This window comes from Roseateles sp. GW821-FHT09H11, from assembly GCF_059415845.1.
Map to the genome: position 1 here is coordinate 498,766 of NZ_JBWKOA010000002.1, position 20,650 is coordinate 519,415.

Annotated in this window: 19 protein-coding genes and 1 riboswitch; of the genes, 7 read left to right on the forward strand and 12 right to left on the reverse strand. The window is 69.2% G+C overall.

Going from position 1 to position 20,650, the window contains the following annotated elements:
* Positions 1-116 precede the first annotated feature (116 nt).
* The 3 genes from AC07PR_RS09335 to AC07PR_RS09345 all read left to right on the forward strand — a co-directional run bounded on the left by AC07PR_RS09335 (position 117) and on the right by AC07PR_RS09345 (position 2,384).
* On the forward strand, positions 117-1,094 hold the full coding sequence (locus AC07PR_RS09335; protein WP_495135102.1) for a M15 family metallopeptidase: 978 nt from the start codon (positions 117-119) through the stop codon (positions 1,092-1,094).
* A gap of 153 nt (positions 1,095-1,247) precedes the next feature.
* Positions 1,248-1,715: a hypothetical protein gene (locus AC07PR_RS09340; RefSeq protein ID WP_377153951.1), complete on the forward strand. Its 468-nt coding sequence runs from the start codon at positions 1,248-1,250 to the stop codon at positions 1,713-1,715.
* Between the two features lie 45 nt (positions 1,716-1,760).
* Positions 1,761-2,384 (forward strand): phosphohydrolase, encoded by a 624-nt coding sequence (locus tag AC07PR_RS09345; RefSeq protein ID WP_495135103.1) that lies wholly within the window; start codon positions 1,761-1,763, stop codon positions 2,382-2,384.
* 63 nt (positions 2,385-2,447) lie between these two features.
* Here the strand turns inward: AC07PR_RS09345 and AC07PR_RS09350 are convergent, their stop codons facing one another.
* Complete coding sequence (locus AC07PR_RS09350) at positions 2,448-3,095, reverse strand: TetR/AcrR family transcriptional regulator (RefSeq protein WP_377153955.1); 648 nt, start codon at positions 3,093-3,095, stop codon at positions 2,448-2,450.
* Positions 3,096-3,200: 105 nt separating this feature from the next.
* Here AC07PR_RS09350 and AC07PR_RS09355 point away from each other — a divergent pair, with 105 nt between their 5' ends.
* The 3 genes from AC07PR_RS09355 to AC07PR_RS09365 are packed head-to-tail and all read left to right on the forward strand — an operon-like array spanning position 3,201 to position 6,812.
* Positions 3,201-4,283, forward strand: coding sequence for a dipeptidase (locus tag AC07PR_RS09355; protein WP_495135104.1), 1,083 nt, complete (start codon positions 3,201-3,203; stop codon positions 4,281-4,283).
* On the forward strand, positions 4,280-6,394 hold the full coding sequence (locus tag AC07PR_RS09360; RefSeq protein WP_495135105.1) for an amidohydrolase family protein: 2,115 nt from the start codon (positions 4,280-4,282) through the stop codon (positions 6,392-6,394). The genes AC07PR_RS09355 and AC07PR_RS09360 overlap by 4 nt, the downstream gene beginning before the upstream one ends.
* Before the next feature lie 10 nt (positions 6,395-6,404).
* The gene (locus tag AC07PR_RS09365; RefSeq protein ID WP_431104243.1) at positions 6,405-6,812 is read left to right on the forward strand and encodes a RidA family protein; all 408 of its coding nucleotides are present in this window, start codon (positions 6,405-6,407) and stop codon (positions 6,810-6,812) included.
* Between the two features lie 15 nt (positions 6,813-6,827).
* Here the strand turns inward: AC07PR_RS09365 and AC07PR_RS09370 are convergent, their stop codons facing one another.
* The 3 genes from AC07PR_RS09370 to AC07PR_RS09380 form a co-directional block, all read right to left on the reverse strand.
* Positions 6,828-7,370, reverse strand: a complete 543-nt coding sequence (locus tag AC07PR_RS09370) for a hypothetical protein (protein ID WP_495135106.1) — start codon at positions 7,368-7,370, stop codon at positions 6,828-6,830.
* A 242-nt stretch (positions 7,371-7,612) separates the two neighbouring features.
* Complete coding sequence (locus AC07PR_RS09375) at positions 7,613-9,514, reverse strand: TonB-dependent receptor domain-containing protein (protein WP_495135107.1); 1,902 nt, start codon at positions 9,512-9,514, stop codon at positions 7,613-7,615.
* A gap of 82 nt (positions 9,515-9,596) precedes the next feature.
* A riboswitch (cobalamin riboswitch) is annotated at positions 9,597-9,849 on the reverse strand.
* 163 nt (positions 9,850-10,012) lie between these two features.
* Positions 10,013-10,990, reverse strand: coding sequence for a GMP reductase (locus tag AC07PR_RS09380; RefSeq protein WP_495135108.1), 978 nt, complete (start codon positions 10,988-10,990; stop codon positions 10,013-10,015).
* Between the two features lie 245 nt (positions 10,991-11,235).
* Here AC07PR_RS09380 and AC07PR_RS09385 point away from each other — a divergent pair, with 245 nt between their 5' ends.
* The gene (locus AC07PR_RS09385) at positions 11,236-12,357 is read left to right on the forward strand and encodes a beta-ketoacyl-ACP synthase III (RefSeq protein WP_495135109.1); all 1,122 of its coding nucleotides are present in this window, start codon (positions 11,236-11,238) and stop codon (positions 12,355-12,357) included.
* Between the two features lie 12 nt (positions 12,358-12,369).
* On the opposite strand, the gene AC07PR_RS09390 is transcribed toward AC07PR_RS09385, so the two are convergent.
* From AC07PR_RS09390 to AC07PR_RS09425, 8 genes are all read right to left on the reverse strand, one after another.
* Positions 12,370-12,816, reverse strand: a complete 447-nt coding sequence (locus AC07PR_RS09390) for a hypothetical protein (RefSeq protein WP_495135110.1) — start codon at positions 12,814-12,816, stop codon at positions 12,370-12,372.
* Between the two features lie 125 nt (positions 12,817-12,941).
* On the reverse strand, positions 12,942-13,580 hold the full coding sequence (locus AC07PR_RS09395) for a glutathione S-transferase family protein (RefSeq protein WP_495135111.1): 639 nt from the start codon (positions 13,578-13,580) through the stop codon (positions 12,942-12,944).
* Positions 13,581-13,650: 70 nt separating this feature from the next.
* Positions 13,651-14,403, reverse strand: a complete 753-nt coding sequence (locus AC07PR_RS09400) for a helix-turn-helix transcriptional regulator (RefSeq protein WP_495135112.1) — start codon at positions 14,401-14,403, stop codon at positions 13,651-13,653.
* Between the two features lie 228 nt (positions 14,404-14,631).
* Positions 14,632-15,171, reverse strand: coding sequence for a metal-dependent hydrolase (locus tag AC07PR_RS09405; protein ID WP_495135113.1), 540 nt, complete (start codon positions 15,169-15,171; stop codon positions 14,632-14,634).
* Positions 15,172-15,186: 15 nt separating this feature from the next.
* Entirely contained in the window at positions 15,187-16,128 is a 942-nt protein-coding gene (locus tag AC07PR_RS09410) for an energy transducer TonB (protein WP_495135114.1), read from the reverse strand.
* Positions 16,129-16,207: 79 nt separating this feature from the next.
* A complete protein-coding gene (locus AC07PR_RS09415) occupies positions 16,208-17,230 on the reverse strand; it encodes a ribonuclease T2 family protein (protein ID WP_495135115.1) in 1,023 nt (340 codons plus the stop codon).
* Between the two features lie 84 nt (positions 17,231-17,314).
* Positions 17,315-18,106 carry a transporter gene (locus AC07PR_RS09420; RefSeq protein ID WP_495135116.1) on the reverse strand — a complete coding sequence of 264 codons (792 nt, stop codon included), beginning with the start codon at positions 18,104-18,106 and terminating at the stop codon, positions 17,315-17,317.
* 13 nt (positions 18,107-18,119) lie between these two features.
* On the reverse strand, positions 18,120-20,576 hold the full coding sequence (locus AC07PR_RS09425; protein ID WP_495135117.1) for a penicillin-binding protein 1A: 2,457 nt from the start codon (positions 20,574-20,576) through the stop codon (positions 18,120-18,122).
* Positions 20,577-20,650 lie beyond the last annotated feature (74 nt).

The following is a 20,650-nucleotide window of genomic DNA, read 5'->3' on the forward strand; positions in this document are numbered from 1 at the left end:
CGTCACAGCTGAAAGGGACGCGAGCCCGTCGGCGTGACCTTGGTCAATGTCGCCGCCGCAGGTCGATGCCCAGAATGCATCTGCCATCCGACATCAGACAGCAAGGGGATTCCCGCGTGCAAGCTCATCTCATCGACTCCGTCGGCGCCGCCGGCAAGAATCGCAAGGCCGACGTCGAATCCGTCCAGCGTCTGCTGACGGCCCGTCATCTCTATCGCGGTCGCGTCGACGGCCTGTGCGGCCCGCTGACGGTCGACGGCATCCTGCGCTTCCAGCGCGGCTTCATGAGCAAGCCTGACGGGCGCGTCGACCCCAACGGCCGCACCTTCAAACGCCTGAGCGCGCCCGCCGAGTCCTCGAGCACGCACGCCGCCACGCCGGCCGCGCGCGTCGCGCCGGCCGCCGCCGCCCGCCCGGTCACCGCCGCTCGCCCCACCTCCACGGCCACGCCCACGCACACCGCCACGGCGGCGTCGACCACCAGCGCCGGCAGCACCTCCGCCGCGACGCCCCAGCATGTCGCCGCCAGCGGCGACGCCGGCAGCGCCCGCGCCCTGCTGACCACGCTCGTGCCGCGGCCCGACGCGCACACGATGAACCCCGGCCTGGTGGCCGTGTCCTCGTCCTACATGGTCCAGGCGCTGGGCCAGCCGCGTCACTCGTACTCGCAGGATTGCCAGCCGCTGACCAACGAGAAGCTGAAGAAGCACATCGTGTCGAAGTCGGTGGGCCCGTTCAAGGCCACCGGCCTGGACCTGGCCGTCGACAGCCTGGCCGCCGTGATGGAAGACATCCGCAAGGAGCAGCCCGCCGTCTACGCGGCGCTGGGCACCGCCGGCATGCTCTGCTGCCGCAACATCCGCGGCTCGACGACCGGCATCTCCAACCACTCGTGGGGCACGGCGATCGACCTGACCCTCAACGGCGTCCTGGACCGCCGCGGCGACAGCAAGGTGCAGGTCGGCCTGACGCTGATCGCGCCGATCTTCAATCGCCACGGCTGGTACTGGGGTGCCGCGTTCCGCACCGAGGACGCGATGCACTTCGAGGCCAGCCGCTCGCTGGTCGCGCAGTGGGCGCCGCGCCTGGTCTGAGCCACCTCGCCTGATCTGCCGGCCGGCGACCGCGGTCGCCGGCCCCGTGCGTCGGTCCCGACCACCGGGGGTGCCGCCCGCCGCGACACCCGTTGTTTCAATCTCCGCGACGCGCGCCCACCGGTGCGCGTCGCCGCATGGATACTTGTCGTCATGAAGCTCCGCCTGATCTCCGCCTTCCGCCTGCTGGCCCTGTCGGGCCTGGTGATGACCGCCGCCTGCCAGCCCACGCTGGCCGCCTGCAACGTGGCCACGCTGCCCGACGGCTGGGCCGCGGGATCGGCGCGCTGGGACGGCGCCTGCGCCGCCGACCGGGCCGACGGCCTGGGCGTGCTCAAGGAGCAGCAGGGCGCCGCCGTGAAGCGCATGTTCCTCGGCCGCGTGGCCAAGGGCGAAATGGCGCTGGGCGTCGTCGACATCCCCGACCAGGGCTACATGGCCGGCCGCTTCGAGCAGGGCAAGCTCGTCCCCAGCGACGACCGCCAGGTGTTCATCCAGGCCTTCGACGAGGCCGCGAAGGCCGCCACGTCGGTCGCGGACCGCTTCGAGAAGGCCGGCAACGCCGCCTCGGCGAAGTTCTACCGCGCCAAGGCCAAGGCCCTGCGCGAGCAGATGGACTGAGCCCTGCTGACAGGGCGCGCCGCGGCGCTCGCTACAGTCGATCGCATGACCGACAGCCCCCGCGCCTGGATCCGCCTGCCCTCCGGGGCGGCGCTCGACCTGATCAATCCGTCCCCCGACGCCTGGACCGATCAGGACCTCGCGCTGCGCCTGGCGCGCACCTACCGCTGGGGCGGCGAGTCCGTCTGGCCCTGGCCGCTGTCGGTCGCGCAGCATTCGCTGCTGGTGCTCGCGCTGCGCCGGTCATGGGCTGACGAGGGCGGCGAACCCTTGTCGCCCGCGCTGCAGCGCGCGGAGCTCCTGCACGACGCGGAGGAGGGCTTCCTCGGGTTCGATTGCATCTCGCCGCTCAAGCGCGTGCTGGGCGAGCCCTTCCGCGTTGTCGGCGACCGGTTGATGGCGGCGATCGCCGTCCGATATCGACTGCCCGCGTGGACGCCCGACACGCACGCCACGCACAAGCGCGCCGACAGCACCGCCGCCGCGACCGAAGCCGTGCGCTGCACGGGCTGGTCCGAGCTCGAAGTCCGCGAGGTGCTGGGCATCACCCACCCGGTGCTGGACGCGGATCCCTTGCATGCCGCGTACGGTGGGACGCCGTGGGAACCTTGGCCGTCGGACATCGCCGCGGGGCGGTTCCTGGAAGAACTGCGCCGGCTCAATACCTGACCCCAGGCGCTTCCCGGCGAGCAGGCGCCGCACACCTGGCGGACACGGCTGCCGAGGTGGAATTCAGATGTGCCGCGCGATCGACCGCCAGGCGGCTTCGGCCAGGATCGCCCCCCGGTCCGCCGGGCTCGCCAGCCGGCGTCCCGCCAGCCACGAGCGGCTGTACCACTCCGCCGCGCCCAGCACGAGCGCCGGGATCAGTTCCTCCGGCAGCGGCATCACGCGCCCGTACTTCACGTCGCGCGCGAAACACGCGTCGATCGGCGCGTATCGCGCCGCGATCCGCACCCGGAGGTCGTCGCCGAACGGCCCGCCCGCGACCACCTCGCGGGCGATGAAGTAGAAACGCGCCAGCTCCGCATGCTCGGTGATCCAGTCCACATAGGCGGTGATCAACGCGTCAACCACCGCATGGCTGTCCTCCAGCCCGCCGATCCGCGCCGAGATGGCGCGGCTCTGGTCGTCCACCGCCGCGAACAGCAGCGCCGCGACCACGCCTTCCTTGTTCTTGAAGTGGTGATAGATCGTGCCCACACTCTGGCCGCTGGCCGCGCGCAGGTCGTCGATCGTCGTGGCCTCGATGCCGCGGGCGTTGAAGGCCGACAAGGCCTGCGCCAGGATCAGCCGCTTGGTCTCGGCGCGGTCCTCCGGATAGGCGGCCTTCAGTACTTGCTCGGTCCTCGCGACGGCCTTGGCGGTCTTCGTGGGCATGATTAGAATAATATTCTAGAGTTGTCGGCGATCCCGTCCGGGGATCTGGAGATCGCGGGGCTGTAGCCGCGATCATCTCTCAAAGAACATGGTGTCCGCGCACGCATGAAACCCTCGTTGCTGCCCGTCCTGAACGCCCTCGGTGTCCTGGACAACCCAAACCGGCCATTGCTCCCGCATCTGCAGCCGACTTCCGGCGATCGTCGCGCGATGGCCTACGCCAGCAGCGCGCAGCACGTCGATGCGCGCTCGCTGGACGACGCGTTGGCGTCGGGGCTCTATGCGGTCAACGTCACGCTGGGTCATGTCGCCGGCAGCGACGATGCGCGTTCCGCCACGGAGCGCGACATCGCCGGCTGGGACGCGTTCATCGCGGCGCATCCGCAGTTGCTGAAGGTGGGCACGGGCGAGGACCTCGCCGCGGCGCGCCGGGATGGCCGCATCGGCGTGATCTACGGTTTCCAGAACACCGAGATGCTGGGCACCGACGTGGCGGCCGTGGACCACTTCGCCGACCTGGGCGTGCGGGTGATCCAGCTGACCTACAACGGCCGCAACGCGGTGGGCTGCGGCGCGACGGTGCCAGACGATGACGGCCTGAGCGCCTTCGGCGCCGAGGTGGTCGAGCGCCTGCAGCAGCGGCGGGTGCTGGTCGATCTGAGCCACAGCAGCGAGCGCACCTGCCTGGACACGCTGCGACGGGCGCGCCAGCCGGTGGCGATCACGCACACCGGCTGCCGCGCAATCGCCGATCATCCGCGCAACAAGAGCGACACCGAGCTGCGGCTGCTTGCCGAGCGGGGCGGGGTGGTCGGGTTGTACTTCATGCCTTACCTGCGGATGAGCGGGCAGCCGCATGCGGAAGACCTCATCTCGCATCTGGAGCATGCGATCGACGTCTGCGGCGAGGACCACGTGGGCCTCGGCTCCGACGGCGGCAGCACGCACTACGACGACATGGCCGCCTACCGCAAGCACCTTGAGGACGAGATCGCGCTGCGCCGCAGCCTGGGCATCGGCGCGCCGGGCGAGACGGCGGACGTGGGGCTGTTCCTGCCGGACCTGTGCGGGCCGGACCAGTACCAGCAGCTGGCACGGCTGCTGTCGGCGCGGGGACACCGCGCGGCGCGCATCGAGAAGATCCTGCACGGCAACTTCCGCCGGCTGATGACGGAGACCTGGGAATGACAAGAACGACGAAATGCCGGCTGACCGCCATGCATGCCGCGACGCGGGCCGCGCTGGGTGTGGCCTTGTGTGCGGTGCTCTGGGCGCCGGCCGCCCGCGCGCACGACGATCACGAGCGCAATTGGGCGCCGACGGCCGCCGATGCTCATGCCGCCCAGGCCGCGTTGCCCGCGCCGCAGGTGCTGCCGGGCGCGAAGGCGCAGCTGTCGCAGGTCCAGATCCACGGCATGACCGTCGGCCGGCAGGCGCTCAGCCGCCAGGGCGACGAGGTGCTGGTCGACTACGCCTTCAGCGAGCGCGGCCGCGGCGATCAGCTCCGCGCGCGCTGGACGCTCGATGCGCGCGGCCTGCCGCTGCGCTACGAGGCCGAAGGCAATGACTACTGGAAGGTTCCGCTCACCGAGCGCTTCGACCGCGCGTACGGCAAGGCGTCATGGAAGAACCGCGTGGAGCAGGGCGGCGCGGCGTGGCCGGAAGCGGGCGCCTTCTACCTGCCCGCCAACGCGCCGCCGGAGTTCACCGGCGTGCTCGCGCGCGCGCTGCTGAAGGCGCCGGGACAACGCCTGGCCCTGCTGCCGGCGGGCGAGGCGACGCTCGCGAAGGGACCGACGATCGCGGCGGGCGGACGTCGGCTGACCTTGCATCTGATCTCGGGCATCGACTTCACGCCGGTGGCGGTGTGGCTGGACGAGCGCCTGCAGACCGCCGCCGTGATCGACGACTGGTTCGAGGTGCTGGAGGCGCGCGACGTGCCGGCGCTGGCGCGGCTCTCCGCGGCGCAGCGCGACGCGGACAAGCGCTGGTCCGCGGACCTGGCGAAGCGGATGACGCATGTGCCGCAGGGCGACCTGCTGATCCGCCATGCGCGGCTGTTCGAGCCGCGCGACCTGACGGCGCGGGAAGACATGCGGGTGCTGATCCGCGGCGGCTTCATTGTGCACGTCGAGCCCGACGATGCTTCCCCGGCGCCGGCGGGCACGGAGGTCATCGAGGCCGCCGGCCGATTCCTGATGCCGGGGCTGTGGGACGTGCACCAGCACTTCTCCGGCACGGATGGCGTCTTCGACCTGATCGCCGGCGTGACCAGCGCGCGCGACATGGCCAACGACAACGTCCCGCTGATCGAGCGCGTGAAGCGCTTCGATGCCGGGACCGAGCTCGGTCCGCGCGTGGTGAAGGCCGGCATCGTCGAAGGCGTGGGACCGCTGGCCGGTCCGACCGACGTGCGCGTCGAGACCGTCGAGCAGGCGCGCAAGGCGGTCGACTGGTACGCCGATCGCGGCTACGAGCAGATCAAGATCTATTCGTCCTTCAAGCCGGAGCTGGTGCGCCCCATCGCCGACATGGCGCATGCGCGCGGCCTGCGCGTCAGCGGCCACGTGCCCGCGTTCATGCGGGCGGGGCAGTTCATCGACGCTGGCGCGGACGAGATCCAGCACCTGAACTTCATCGTGCTGAATTTCTTCCCCGAGGTCGCCGACACGCGAGGCAAGGACCGCTACACGGTGATGGCGGAGAAGCTGCTGCAGCTGGACCTCGACAGCGCGCCGGTGACGGGATTCATCGCGGAGCTGCGGCGCCGGCACACGGTGCTCGACCCGACGGTGGCGATCCTGGAGGGCTTGTACTCGGGCGCGCCGGGCGAGCCGCCCGCGGCGCTGAAGGGCATGGCCGAGCGCTTCCCGCCGACCGTGCGCCGGCGGCTGCTGTCCGGCGCGGTGGCGGTGCCGCCGGGCAAGGAGGAGGCGTACCGGCAGGCGCTGCCGCGGCTGCTGCAGCTGGTCAAGCGGCTGCACGACGGCGGCGTGACGCTGATGCCGGGCACGGATGCGTTCGCGGGCTACACGCTGCACCGCGAGCTGGAGCTCTACGTGCGCGCCGGCATCCCCAACGCGGAAGTGCTGCGCCTGGCGACGCTGACGCCGGCGCAGGTGCTGGGCGTGGCGGGGCAACGCGGCGAGATCGCGGCGGGCAAGCAGGCGGACATGGTGCTGCTGGACGGCGATCCGCTGAAGGACATCGCCGCGCTGCGGCAGGTGGTGAAGACGATCAAGGCGGGGCGGGTGTTTGATCCGGCCCAGCTGGAAGCGGCGATGGGGATGACGAAATGAGGAGCCTTCGATGAGCACGACCCACGACACCATCCACCGCTTCAACAGCGGCCTCGTCCTCCCCGCCAGCGTCCCGTTCCCCGAGGGCACGGCCTTCGGGCCGTTCGTGTTCCTGTCGGGTCAGCTGGGCAACAAGCCCGGCACGCTGGAGCTGGTGGAAGGCGGCATCCGCGCCGAGGCGCTCCAGACGCTGCGCAACATCGAGACCGCGCTCCAGGCGCAAGGCCTCGGCGTCGAGCACCTGATGCGCTGCACGGTGATGCTCGCCGACATGGCGGAGTGGGGCGTCTTCAACGAGGTCTACCGCGCGTTCTTCGGCGACCGGCCGCTGCCGGCGCGCAGCGCGTTCGGTTGCAACGGGCTGGCGCTGGGCGCGCGGGTCGAGATCGAATGCACCGCCGCGCGCCCGGCATCCTGACGCAGGATCCGCGCCTTACGGCGCCGGCTGGAAAGCCACGGCCGTCACGACGCGCGTCGATTGGTTGTATCGGTCCGAAGTGACGATCACCGCGGTCACGCGTTCCATCAACTTGTAGTCCGCCGGGCAGACCCGGTTGATCGAGGCTGCGCTGTGCTGCGTCGTCGTGCCGTTGGCATTGGTCACGTTGAGGAAACACGTGCCCTCGATGGGGCGCGACATGACCGGACTCTCGATCGTGCCTGTCGTCTCGTTCAACGTGAAGCCGGCCGGCAGCCCGAACTGCGGATCGCGCACCTCCACCTTCAAGCCTTTGAGACAGGCCTGCGTCATACCGCGCGCCTGGAGCGTCCAGGTATTGCGCTGGTTCAGCTTGTAGGTCAGCGCGTCCTGCGCCACCTGGCCGGTGAGCGGCACGCTGGGCGTGAAGTAGACGTCGGCGCGTTCGCCGGTGACCTCGCAGTCATCGTCGCCGCCGCCCCCGCAACCGTTGAGCAGCCCCGCGACGGCCAACGCCGCCAGAACGGCCATCACGCCGCGACCCCAGGACTTCGACATCCGCACCATTTCCCACTCCCCGACTTGTCGTGTTTGTTGCTGAAGGGGCGGGATGCTAAAGGGCGCGCGCGTGGCTTCCGCGCGAATGCGTCCCCCGCGTCGGGGGGAGGCGCCGTGATGGATGCCGCAGTGGCATCGCTACCAGTCAAGCAGGGTGCGATTGAAGGGCCGCGCGAGCGATTCGTCGCGCGGCCTCATGCGACTCATGCGGCCTCAGTCAGCCTCATGCAGCTTCGAGCGGCTCAGAAGCCCTTCATGTCATACCGCACCCCGATCCAGGCCTGACGACCCAGACCCTGGTACGAGTAGACCGGCTGCACGTCGCGATCGGCGACGTTGAGGACCTTGGCCTCCAGGCGCCACTGCGGCAGGAAGCGCCAGGTCGCGCGCAGGTCCGTCACCGCGTAGGCGCCGAGTTGCGCGCCGACATCGGGCCGCGCGCCGACTTCCGTCAGCGACGCGCCGACGCTCCACACGCCGGTGTCGTAGTCGGCGGAGACGCTCTCCTGATGCGCCGCGCGACGCGGCAGCCGCGAGCCGGTCTCCACATTGCGCGCGTCGAGCAAGTCGACCGTCGCGGTCAGGCTCAGGTTGCCGAAGCGATGCGCGCCGGACAGCGTCGCGCCCTGCAGCTTGGCGCGACCGATGTTGTCCGCGCAGCCGAAGAAGCCCGCCGGGCATTCGGTGCCGGTGGGATCGGGGTTGTAGACGATCAGGTCGCGGACCTTGTTGCGGTACACCGTGGCTGAGGCGCTGCTCGCGCCGGAGCGCCAGTTCACGCCGAGTTCGATGCTGCGACCGCGTTCGGGCTGGATGTCCGGACGACCATAGAACGGGAAGTACAGGTCGTTGAAGGTCGGCGCGCGGAAGCTGGTGCTGGCGAGCGCGCGCACCTTGAGGGTCTCGGTGATCGCGTAGCTCGCGCCCAGCGTGCCGGTCGTGAAGCCGCCGTAGGCGGAGTTGTCGTCGCGGCGCAGGTTGGCCTGCAGCGAGGTCGCGCCGAACTGGCCCGTGTAGCCGGCGATGTAGGCGTTGTTGTTGCGCTTGAGCGCATCCGTCACGACGCCTTCGGCCTTCTCCGACAGATGCTCGTAGGCGAGCAGCAATTGCTGGTCCGGCGCCAGGCGCAGGGCGTTCTGCCAGGTGGCCTGATCACGGGTCGTCTTGAACGGCACGGGATCCGGCGCGCCGGAGCGCGAGTCGTCGATGCCGTGCGTCGCCAGCACGGTCGTCGTCCAGATCGGCGACAGCGTGCCGCGGTAATCGGCACTGACCACGCGGGTCGTCAGCCGGTTGCGGAAGTCCGGCGACGCATCCGGCAGGAAGTCCGGCGGATTGAAATTGGCGCTGTCGTACTGCGCGTTGAGCTTGTTCTGCGAGGCACTGACGCCGATGCGATGCCCCTCGGCCGGCGTGAAGCCCAGCCGCGCCGTGGCCGACGTGCGGCGGAAGCCGTCGCGGTCGGGGTTGTAGTAGCCGTTGATGTCGTTCGGGCGGATCGACGACACGCCGTCGCTGGTCTCGCGACCGATGCTGGCCGCGTAGTCGAAGCCGGCCTGCGCGCCGCTGAGCGCGAAGTCCGCCTTGCGCGAGTCGTACTCGCCGACGGCGACGCCGGCGGTGATGTTCAGCGGGCCTTGACCCCGCTTCGTGAAGATCTGGATCACGCCGCCGACCGCGTCCGAGCCGTACAGGCCCGAGGCGGGACCGCGCAGCACCTCGATGCGCTCGATCTGGTCGAGGCTCATCGACTCGAAGGCCGCCTGGCCCAGCGTCGCGGAGCCGACGCGCAGACCATCGATCATCACGATGGTGCTGTTGGTGTTGGTGCCGCGCAGCAGGTAGCCGGCGGTCTGTCCGGGACCGCCGTTCTGCAGGACCTGCAGGCCGGCGTAGCGGCGCAGGACCTCTTCGACGCTGGCGGCGCCGCTGTCGCGCAGGGTGTCGCGGTCGATCAGGACGACGTCGGCCACGCTCTTGCTCAGCGCCTGCGGCTCGCGGGTGCCGATGACGACGACGGGATCGAGCGAAGACTGCGCGAAGGCGCCCGTCGAGACGATGGACAGGGCGGGCAGGGCGACCAGCGCGGTCGCGGAAGCACGGGCGACGGCGCGCAACGCGGCGCGGGGAGAAGAGGCTTGCATGTCGGAATCGGATGAGCAGCGGCAGACGGCCGCTTCCCCGCGGCCGCATGCGGAATGGACGCACCATCCCCCTGGAGGGACGGCGACGATCCGCCTGTTGGCCGGTATCCGGGCTGTCGGAAGAATGAACCCGTGTTGCCTTCCCGGACGACCGTCCAGTGGTTTTCAGACACGAGCCGCGCGCTCTCAGCTTTCAGAAGAGGCGCGCCTTCCGCTTACCGTTGCGGGGGCAGCTCAGGTTGGGGCCACGACCGCGCGGGTGCGGCCCCTCCTGATTCCCGTTGAACTGCGCCGGCAGGGAGCCGGGCGCGAGCACCAACGGGCGGCATCATAGCGGGAGGGGCGGAGGGCGCTGCGCTCCCTGAACTGCGGGAGGGCTGGAGCGGGCACTCCTGCGTGAGGCCTGGCGCGGGCACTCCACGACGCGAGGGGCATCCCTCCGGGAACCCCTCGCATCATTCCGGCCCCACCAGCGCTCGCTGTCCGCGGGCCTGGTCCTTACATGAACAGGTGTTCGCCGGCGTTTTCTCCGCCGAGGACCACGTAGTTCACCTTGCGCAGGTCGCCGAGGCTGCGGCCGCCGGCGTAGGAGATGGAGCTCTGCAGGTCCTCCTCCATCTCGCGCAGCGTGTCGGCGAGGTGGCCCTTCACGGGCTCGAGGATGCGCTTGCCCTCGACGTGCTTGTACTCGCCCTTGTTGAAGTCGGACGCGGAGCCGTAGTACTCCTTGTAGCGCTTGCCGTCGACCTCGACGGTGTTGCCCGGCGATTCCTCGTGACCCGCGAAGAGCGAGCCGATCATCACCATCGCGGCACCGAAACGCACGCTCTTGGCGATGTCGCCGTGATGGCGGATGCCGCCGTCGGCAATGATCGGCTTCGTCGCGACGCGGGCACACCACTTCAACGCCGAAAGCTGCCAGCCGCCGGTGCCGAAACCGGTCTTCAAGCGCGTGATGCAGACCTTGCCCGGACCGATGCCGACCTTGGTCGCGTCGGCGCCCCAGTTCTCGAGGTCGATGACGCCCTCGGGCGTGCCGACGTTGCCGGCGATGACGAAAGTGTCGGGCAGCTTGTGCTTGATGTGACCGATCATGCGCTGCACGGCATCGGCGTGGCCGTGGGCGATGTCGATGGTGATGTAGTCGGCGCCGAGACCCTCGGCGCCCAGGCGGTCGATGAGGGCGTAATCCGCCTCCTTGACGCCGGCGCTGAGCGAGACCAGCAGGCCCTTGTCGCGCATCGTGCGGGCGAAGGCGATCGCATCGAGGTCGAAGCGGTGCATCACGTAGAAGTAGCCGTTGGCGGCCAGCCATTCGGTGATGGACTCGTCGACGACCGTCTTCATGTTCGCAGGCACCGCCGGCAGCTTGAAGCGGCGGGGGCCGAACTCGACGGAGGTGTCGCACTCGCTGCGGCTGTTCACGCGGCACTTGCGCGGCAGCAGCAGGATGTTGTCGTAGTCAAAGATTTCCATGGTCCAAAGTCGCAAAGTCGGGCTGCGTTGATGCAGTGCACGCCCTGGGCTGCGAGCGCTTGACTTGGGACCCGGCCAAAAAAAACCGAGTCCCAAAATTTGGGCCCGGTGACCCATTCTACGCGTGCTGCGGGAAGTCCGCGCCGCGCTGCGGTGCAGCATGCATCGATCGGGGGCTTTTGGGCGCAGTTCGCTAAACTTCGCCCCCTTGGCCCTGCAACGGGCGACATCAGAAGACAAGCCACATGCATTCCGTCGTCATCAGCGGCACCGGTCTCTACCAGCCCCCGCACGTCATCACCAACGCCGAGCTGGTGGACTCGTTCAACCGCTACGTGGACCTGCAGAACGCCGAGCACGCCGAGGCCATCGCCGCCGGCACGCGCGAGGCGCTGGTGCACTCGAACGTGGAGTTCATCGAGAAGGCCTCGGGCATCAAGCAGCGCTACGTGATCGAGAAGGAAGGCGTGCTGGACCCGACGCGCATGTACCCGCGCTTCGAGGAACGGGCGGACGACCAGCTGTCGCTGATGGCGGAGATCGCGGTCGACGCGTCGCGCAAGGCGCTGGCGGCGGCGGGCAGGAAGCCCGAGGACGTGGACGCGGTGTTCTGCTCGGCGGCGAACATGCAGCGCGCCTATCCGGCGATGGCGGTGGAGATCCAGCAGGCGCTGGGCGCGGGCGGCTACGGTTTCGACATGAACGTGGCGTGCTCGTCGGCGACCTTCGCGCTGGAGCAGGCGTACAACGCGGTGCGCTCGGGCGCGTCGAAGTGCGTGCTGATCGTGAATCCGGAGATCACGTCCGCGCATCTGGAATGGAAGGACCGCGACTGCCACTTCATCTTCGGCGACGTGTGCACGGCCATCGTGGTCGAGCGCGCCGATCTGGCGACGGCGCCTGAGCAGTGGGAGATCCTGGGCACGAAGCTGGCGACGCAGTTCTCCAACAACATCCGCAACAACTTCGGCTTCATGAACAAGGCCGAGGACAGCGATCCCGACGGTCGGGACAAGACCTTCCGCCAGGAGGGCCGCAAGGTCTTCAAGGAAGTGGTGCCAATCGCCGCGGCGCACATCGAGCATCACCTCGCCGCGCTGCACATCCAGCCGAACGACGTCAGCCGCTACTGGCTGCACCAGGCCAACCTGGGCATGAACCAGCTGGTGATCAAGAAGCTGGTCGGCGGCGAAGCCGGCGCCGAGATCGCGCCGCTGATCCTGGACACGTATGCGAACACGGCGTCGGCCGGCTCGGTGATCGCCTTCCACGAGCATCGCGCCAACCTCAAGCAGGGCGACCTGGGGGTGATCTGCTCGTTCGGGGCGGGGTACTCGGTGGGGAGCGTGATCGTCAAGAAGCGCTGAGCTTCCGAGGGGTCAGGCCTCAACGTCCACCAGGACACCCTTGGCCTGGTCCGGCGCCTCCTGCGGCGCCTTGCCGACCGCACCGTCGTAGGTCACGGGCGCAGCGGTGCCGTCGGACGTGGCTGCGTCCGCGGATCCCTCCGCCAAGGCCCCGTCGACTTCGGTCCCCGTCGCCGGGTCCGCCGCACCTGCCGTCGAATCGACCAGGTCGCTCTTGCTGGCCGCCTCCGTTTCGGCCTGCGCCAGGGCGAGCGCCTGCTGCGCCTTGGGCGACAGCGCCTTCAGCTTCTCATCCTTGACCGCTTGCGGGATCGTCGTGTCCTTGTTGATCAGTTGCGCCTGGAGGCCGGTTTCGAGCAACGCGGCGGCGGCGCCCTTGGGCGCGGTGCCAGGTCTTGCCGGCCCGCTGTCTGCAGACGGCTTGAAGGCGCTCAGGGTCGAGGTGAGGGAGATGTTCATGGTCGCGGTTGAAGAGGCGAAAGCCTCGTCCCTCGTCGCAAAGGCGGAGGTCCTGCCATGACATCGGCGGGAACCTGCCAAGGCTGAAGGTCCCATTCGAGGTAGACCGTTGCCGGGCGGCGTGCTCAGGTCAGCAGCGGCGTCAGATCTGGATCGCCCTTCGCCATCGCCCGTCGATAGGCCGGCCGTTCGCCGATGCGCTGCAGGTAGGCCCGGATGTTCGGATACGGCGCCAGATCGACGGGCATGAACAGCCGCATCGTCGTGAGCGAGAAGACGCTCATGATGTCGGCCGCCGTGAACTCGGCGCCGGCGAAGTAGGGCGCTTGGCCGAGCCGTTCTTCAACAAGCGCCAGCGCCTTGTCGAGCCGCTCCTGCGTTGCCTCCAGGACCGGATGATTCGCCGGCAACGCGCGCCCCAGCGTCATTCGTCGCAGCAGCACCGGCTGCAGATTGCCGTTGGCGAAGTGGAACCAGTACAGGAACGGCTCGAAGTCCGGGTGATCGGGGCCGGGCTTCAAACGGCCATCGCCGTGCCTCGCGATCAGATACTCGACGATCGCCGCCGATTCGGCCAGCAGCAGGTCGCCGTCCTCGATCAGCGGCGCGGCGCCGAGCGGATGCAGCGCCTTGAGCTCGGGTGGCGACAAGCGCGTCACCGCATCGCGCGTGTAGCGCTTGAGCTCGTAGGGAATGCCGAGCTCTTCGCAGAGCCACAGGATGCGTTCCGACTGGGAATGGCCGAGGTGGTGGAGAGTGATCATGTCGTTCAGTCGAAGTTGTCGAAGTCGTTGAAGGCGCTCGGGTCGTCGAGGTCGTCGACCGAGCGCCGCGTCAATCCGCGCGCTCGTGCCCGCGGACGGCAGTGGGCGCGAAGCCGAATCGCTCGCGGAAGCGCACGGCGAAGCGGGAGGGCGACTCGTAGCCCACGGAACGGGCGATCTCAGACACGGGCTGTGTGGTCGCCTGGAGCAAAGTCAGCGCGGAGGCCATGCGGGCGTCGACGATCAAGGCTGTCATCGATGCGCCTTCAGCGGCCAGTCGGCGCCGCAGCGTCGCTTCGGACATCGCCAGCGCGTCGGCGACGCGGGAGGCTGTCCAGCCGTGATCCAACCGGCCGGCGATCAACGCGCGCACGCTGATGGAGACACTGGCATCGACGGGCGCGGATCGCAGCACAACTCCGTCCTCCAACAACCAGTGCATCACCTCCAGCACGCGCTGACGGGCGATGGCATCGGGCAACGCAGGGTCAGGTGCCAGTGCTTGCGTGGCGCGCTCGAAGGCGTCGGACAGGCCGGGCCGCACCTTCGACAGCAAGCGCACCGGGGAGGGCGGTGTGCCCCTTCGCTCGTGCTGAGCGACGCGAGCCGCGTAGTACGCGTCGTCCAGCAATTGGGCGTCGAAGAGCAGCCAACGCGCTTCGTACTGCGTTCCCTCGGCGACGAGGTTGGTGAAGTCGACGGTCTGGTTGCCGCTCAGCAGGATGGCCTGCCGGGGCTGCGCACGCACGCTGGCCCCGCGTGCCGGCTTGACGGTCTTGATGCCGCGATCGACGAGGATCAGTGCGGGCAGATCGACGCGCATCCGCAGGATCTGCAGGCCGCGCCCTTGCAGCACGTGAGCCGCGACACCGACGCCGGGGCGGATGTGCAGCTCGCGGGCCAGCGCGGACCCGTCGGGGGCGTGGATCGTGCTCGGCTTCAAATCGATTCCTCGTGAAGGGATGAATCGATCCTAGCGGGAGAGCCTCACGCCGCCGATGCGGCGGCGATCAGGTTTGGTGCCGATCCGATCAGACCCGATCAAGGCGGGTCAAACGCGCCGACGGCGCCATGCGGCCACTCCGACCGCGATCCCGATGGCCGTAGCCAACGCTGGCAACCACACCCACACCAGCTCCGACTGCAGCACCTCCCAGCCCCGCCCGCTGAGCACGCGCTTCAAGCTCAGCGGCGACACCTCGATGACCTGCGCGGAGAAGAAGACGCGTTCCTCTGAGAACGGCCACCACAGCGCGACACCGTGGCCGCCGTCGGTGAGCATGTCCAGCAGGCCGTGGGACAGGCCGGACAGAGCGACGAAGACGAAAGCCCACCAGCGCGGCGCCCGCAGTGCCCGCGCCGACAGGAATGCGATCAGTCCCATCAGCAGCGCGAAGACCAGAGAATGCGAAGCCCCTCGATGCCCGAACGCATCCGCGTACGGGATGCCGATGCGGAAGGCGATGACGTCGAGGTCCGGGATCACCGAGGCGGCGATGCCGGCCATCAACAGGCGGTTGGAGACGAGCGGCTTGCCCAGGCCCAGTCGCGCGGCGACGGGGATGACGGCGTGGGTGAGGATGGTGGGCATGGTGGGGGGCGGACCTCAGATGTCCAGGTCATCCAGCATGTTGAAGACGAACTCCCGCTCCACGATCGCGGGAATCGGCAGTCCGGCGTAGGTGGCCGGCACGAACCTGGATCGCTTCATGGCCGCGATGCACAGCTTGTGGAACGCGCTCGGCGCGTCCGAGATGACCAGGAAGTCGGAGGCCGTGCCGTCAGTGTTGAGCAGGAACATCAGCTTGACCTTGAAGGTGCCGGCGTAGAGCGCTGCTTCCGAGTCCAGTTCGACCGGCGCGTCGTCGAGGATGCCGATATCCCCGTAGGCCTGGAAATCCATCGCCGGCAGGCTGATCAGCGCATCGACACGCGTGGGGAAGTGCTCGCGGATGAAGGCGTTGTGGGCATGCACGGCGTTGCGCTCGTCCCTCAAGGGCGGGGACAGGTCTTGAACGACTCCCGAGAAGGCGAGCGTCATCCGCAGCGTCCGCGGCTCCGCGAGCTTCTCGCAGCGCATCTCCCGAAGCTTGGTCTGCGCGGCCAGCAGCAGATCGGCCCGGCCGTCACGGAAGTCGACGGTGTCCACGCGGCCGCGGACGAAGCGCGCATCGACCGTGATCTCGCCGGACACGCGCTGACCGCTGGCGTCGACCGGCGCATGCGGGCGCAAGACCCGGTCGCAGTGGAGGGGCTTATGAACGTCCGGTCCGCCCGCGTGCGCCGAGGTCATCGCGACGGTCGTCGCCCAGGCCGCCAGCCAGAATGGGAAAGATCTGCTCGTCCGTAGATCGCTTCGAGCTTGCGCCCGAAGATGGGCCAGGGCGAGGCGACCGGACACCCGCACGCGAAGGCGCCGGGTTGCGATCAGGTCCTCCCGGGAGACTTCTTCCAGCAGGTTCTTGGACAGGCGCTCGCCCAGCTGTCGACGGACGCTTTCCCAACGCCCGATGGCCGTCGCGGACGACGGTTCGATGGCCGCGGCCATGCCTCACTCCCTGGATCGTTTTATTGGACGTGGAGCATACAAGCAGCGTTCATCGCGTTGCAGTAGGGCTTCGCCGCGTTCAGCGGCCGCTCGCCTCGATCCGGATCTCATCCCGGCGGCAGGTCCCGCCGCCGCTGCCGCTCGGCTGATCGCCCAGCAGCTCCTTCAGTGTTCCGCCGGCCTTGTAGTCCCTCGGCAGCTTCACCTGGATCTCGGTGAGGTACTGCCCCGAGCACATCAGCTTCACGCTGTCGCGGTAGGCGTCGCTGCCGGTCTCCGCCTTCAGCTTCTCGTAGAAGGTGTTGCGCGAGATCGCTCCGCCGATGTTTTGCCGGATGTACTTGCCCACGCCCGAATCGTTGAACTGCTTCACCAGGTCCACCGCCCGGCGGAAATACGCGTCCGGATTCAGCGTCGTCTGGCAGGTGCCGTGCTTGCGCCACTCGTGCTCGCCGAAGCCCTTCTCGTAGAGGAAGTTCGGCATCCACGGTCCGATGTACGACACCGTCTCCTTCGAGAGGTTCATCGGCGCATTGCCGCAGTCGCCGTAGCTGATCCCGCATTGCTGCCGGTTGGGCCACAGGCCGTGCAGCGTCAGGTTGGTCACCTTGAGCTTGCCGTCTTCCATCGCCTCGCACTCGGGCTTGCCGCGCCGGCCGCCCGCCGTCCATTCGCAGAAGCCGGGCTGCCACGACATCGCCAGCACGAAGCTGTCGTATTGATCCGGCGTCTTGCACATGCCCTGACCGGTGTTCGCCGCGGCGGTGTCGCCCGACGGCGCGCGGGCACCGGGCGATGTCGCGGTCGATGTCGACGGGGCGGCACCGCCCGCGGCCGCGCCGCAGTCGTTCTGCACCCAGCGCTCCGGCGGCCGCGCGCCGGGCACCTGCACCCGCGTCCAGCCCGCGTTGTGCGACTCCAGGATCGTGTAGCCCGTGCCCGGCGACAGCTTCGCGCCGTCGGGGTTGGTGCTCTTCCTGAAGGACTGGAAGGCGTCGCAGGCGCGCGAGGCGGTGAAGGTGCCGCTCGCGGGATCGGCCCACGCCGAGGGCAGGGCGCTGATCACCAGCGACAGGGCGGCGATTCGGAGAACGAGGCGCATGGGAGTCAGGCGATGCTGTCAGGACAGCCGGCTTTGTACGTCATCTCGGCGTCGACGGGAACGAGCCCGTCGCGACCGGACGACTCAGAACCCGATGGAGACCCCGACGCCCAGCACCCAATCCGCCGTCTGCTTCGTCAGACCGCGGTTGATCGACGCGTCGAGCTGCAGGCGGCGGTCGACCAGCCAGGTCACGCCGGTGCCCGCCGAGATGCTCCGCCCGCCGTTGCGGTTGGACGCGAGCTGGTCGCCCGCGACTTCGACGTAGCCCTTCCACGCCTCCGCGATCGGCCAGCCCAGCGACGCGCCGAGGATGCCGCCGACGAAGTGCTTGCCGTCGTCGCGGCTGTCGCGGTACAGCCCGCCGATGAGGCCGGCCGACCAGTCATGCGGCAGGTCCCATTCCGACGTCAGCCGCAGCGACGGGCGCAAGCCCTGACCCCGGAACGCGGACGAGCCGCTGTCCATGTCCACGTTGAACAGCCACGCGAGCCCCGGCTTGCTGCGCTCGGCGTCGCCGTCCTGCACGTGCCACTTCACGCCGAGCGCCGTGTCGGCCCAGCCGCTCACCTTGGCGGTGCCGCTGCCGTCGGAGACACGCAGGCGCTGGTAGCCGTCGGTCTCGACGCGGAATTCCCAATCTTCGGCGAAACCGAAACGCAGCAGCGTCGGCGTCGACCACAGCCGGCTGCGCACGCCGTCGCTCTTGTCGCGTTGGTAGCCCAGGCCGGTCTCCAGCAGCGCGCGGCCCTTGCCGACGGTGCTGCTCGATTCGACGATGCCGGGCTGATCCGGCTCGATGGCCTCATCCGCCGCCCGGGCGGCACCGGACGCCGCCGTCAGCAGCGCCGCAACGATCACCAGCGTTTTCGTCATGGAAGGGATCCTCTCACTGTCCGCCGCTGCGATCGCCGCCCATCCACCAGGACGGCGGCACGCCCGAGGCGCCCGTCGCAGGCCCCGAGGCCGCGTCCGACGCCGGCAGCGGCGGCGGCATCGGCCCGATCGTCTTCAGGCCCGCGTCGCCCGCATACTCGCTGAAGACCCAGTCGGGACCGAACGGGCCTTCCTCCTGCACCAGGCCGCCGTCCTTCGGCGGCTCGATCTCGGAGGGCTTGATGTCCTTCAGCGCGACCTGCATGTAGTCGATCCACGCCGGCAGCGCGATGCCGCCGCCGGACTCGCCCGCGCCCAGGCTGCGCGGCTGGTCGTAGCCGATCCAGACCACCGTCGCCACGCGCCGCTGGAAGCCCGCGAACCACGCATCCACCGCGTCGTTCGTCGTGCCGGTCTTGCCGTAGAGGTCGTAGCGCTTGAGCGAGGCGCTCGCCTTGTATGCCGTGCCGCGGATCGCCACCTCGCGCAGCAGCGAGCCGGTGATGAACGCGTTGCGCTCGCTGATGGCGCGGCGGTCGTCGGTGAGTTTCTCCGGCTCCGCCTGGAACAGCACCTGGTTCTGCGAATCCACGATCTTCGTCACCAGCAGCGGCTTGAGCAGGTAGCCGCCGTTGGCGAAGACCGAATAGGCGCTCGCCATCTGCAGCGGCGTCACCGAGCCCGAACCCAGCGCCAGGGTCAGGTTCTCCGGCTGCTTCTCGAGGTCGACGCCGAACTTGGCGGCCCAGGCGCGCCCGCGCGCCGGCGTGAGCTGCTCCAGCACCCGGATCGTGACCATGTTCTTGGACTTGGCCAGCGCCTGGCGCAGCGTCATCGGGCCGTCGAAGTTGCCGTCGGAGTTGCGCGGATTCCAGTCGCCGACCGAGATCGGCGCGTCGTCCACCAGCGTCGCGGGGCTCGCGCCGACTTCCATCGCGCCGGAGTAGATGAAGGGCTTGAAGCTCGAGCCCGGCTGCCGCCATGCCTGCGTCGCGTGGTTGAACTGGTTGCGGTTGAAGTCGAAGCCGCCCACCAGCGCCAGGATCTTGCCGCTGTCGGGCTCGACCGACACCAGCGCGCCCTCGGCCTCCGGCGACTGCGTCACCGCCCACGCGCCCTTGGGGAACTCCTTGGTCGGCGCGCCGCGCAGCACGCGGATGATGGAGCCTCGCTGGATGCGCAGGTCGGGCTTGGCCTTGGCGGAGAGGGCCGACTGCACCGAGCGCAGGCCTTCGCCCTTGATCTCGATGTCGTCGCCGTCGGAGAGGCTCGCCTGGAGCTTGTTGTTCGCGACCTGCGTGACGACCGCGGCGCGCAGGTCGTCGTTGTCCTGGTGCTCGTTGAGCGCCTGCGCGATCGCGGCGTCCTGGTCCTGCGCGTCCATGCCGTCGGGCAGGTCGACGTCGCCCTCCGGACCGCGCCAGGCCTTGCGGCGCTCGTAGTCCATCAGCGTGCGGCGCAGCGCCTTGTACGCGGCGACCTGGTCGTCCATGCGCAGCGTCGTCGTCACGCGCAGGCCGCGGCTGTAGGCCTCGTCGCCGTATTGCGCGTGCACCACCTGGCGGACCATCTCCGCCGCGTACTGGCCGTAGGGCAGGCGCTGGTCCTGCGCGGTGCGCAGCTTGACCGGCTCGTCGCGCGCGTGCTGCGCCTGCTCCGGCGTGATCATCCCGACGTCCACCATCCGCTGCAGCACCACCGCCTGGCGGCGCTGCGCGCGGGGCAGGTTCATGATCGGGTTCGCGTAGTACGGGTTCTGCGGCAGGCCCGCCAGCATCGCCGTCTCCGCGGTCGACAGGTCCTTGAGCGACTTGCCGAAGTAGGCCTGCGCCGCCGCCTCGAAGCCGTAGGCCCGCTGACCCAGATAGATCTGGTTCATGTAGACCTCCAGGATCTTGTCCTTGGACAGCTGGCTCTCGATCTTGAAGGCCAGCAGGATCTCGACGAACTTGCGGGTGTAGAGCTTCTTCTTCGTCAGGTACAGGTCGCGCGCGAGCTGCTGCGTGATCGTCGACGCGCCCTGGCTGCGCGACGAGAACAGGTTGGCGATCGCCGCCCGGAAGATGCCGGTGAAGGACACGCCCTGGTGGTCGTAGAAGTTGGCGTCCTCCACCGCGAGCAGCGCCTGCTGCATCTGCTTGGGGATCTTGTCCAGCGGCAGGTAGCTGCGCCGTTCCGCGCCGAACTCGGCCAGCAGCTGGCCGTCCTCGGTGTAGACGCGCAAGGGCTGCTTGGGGTTGTAGTCGGTCAGACGGTCCAGGTCGGGCAGGCCCGGCCAGACCACCGCGGCCGCGCCGGCGACCAGCAGCGCCAGGGCGAGCACGCCGGCACCGGACCAGACGGCGATGCGCTTCCACGTGGGCAGTTCACGCAGCGAGTCCCGGATCGGCGCGGTACGGCGCCAGAGCGCCAGGAAGAAACCGGCCAGGGAGCGGGCGACGGTGCGGGCGAATTGAGCGATCTGCTGCATGCGGGGCGCACGAGTTCAGGTCGGCGGATTATCGTCAGACATCCGGGGTTGTCCCGGCATCGCTGCGCACGGCA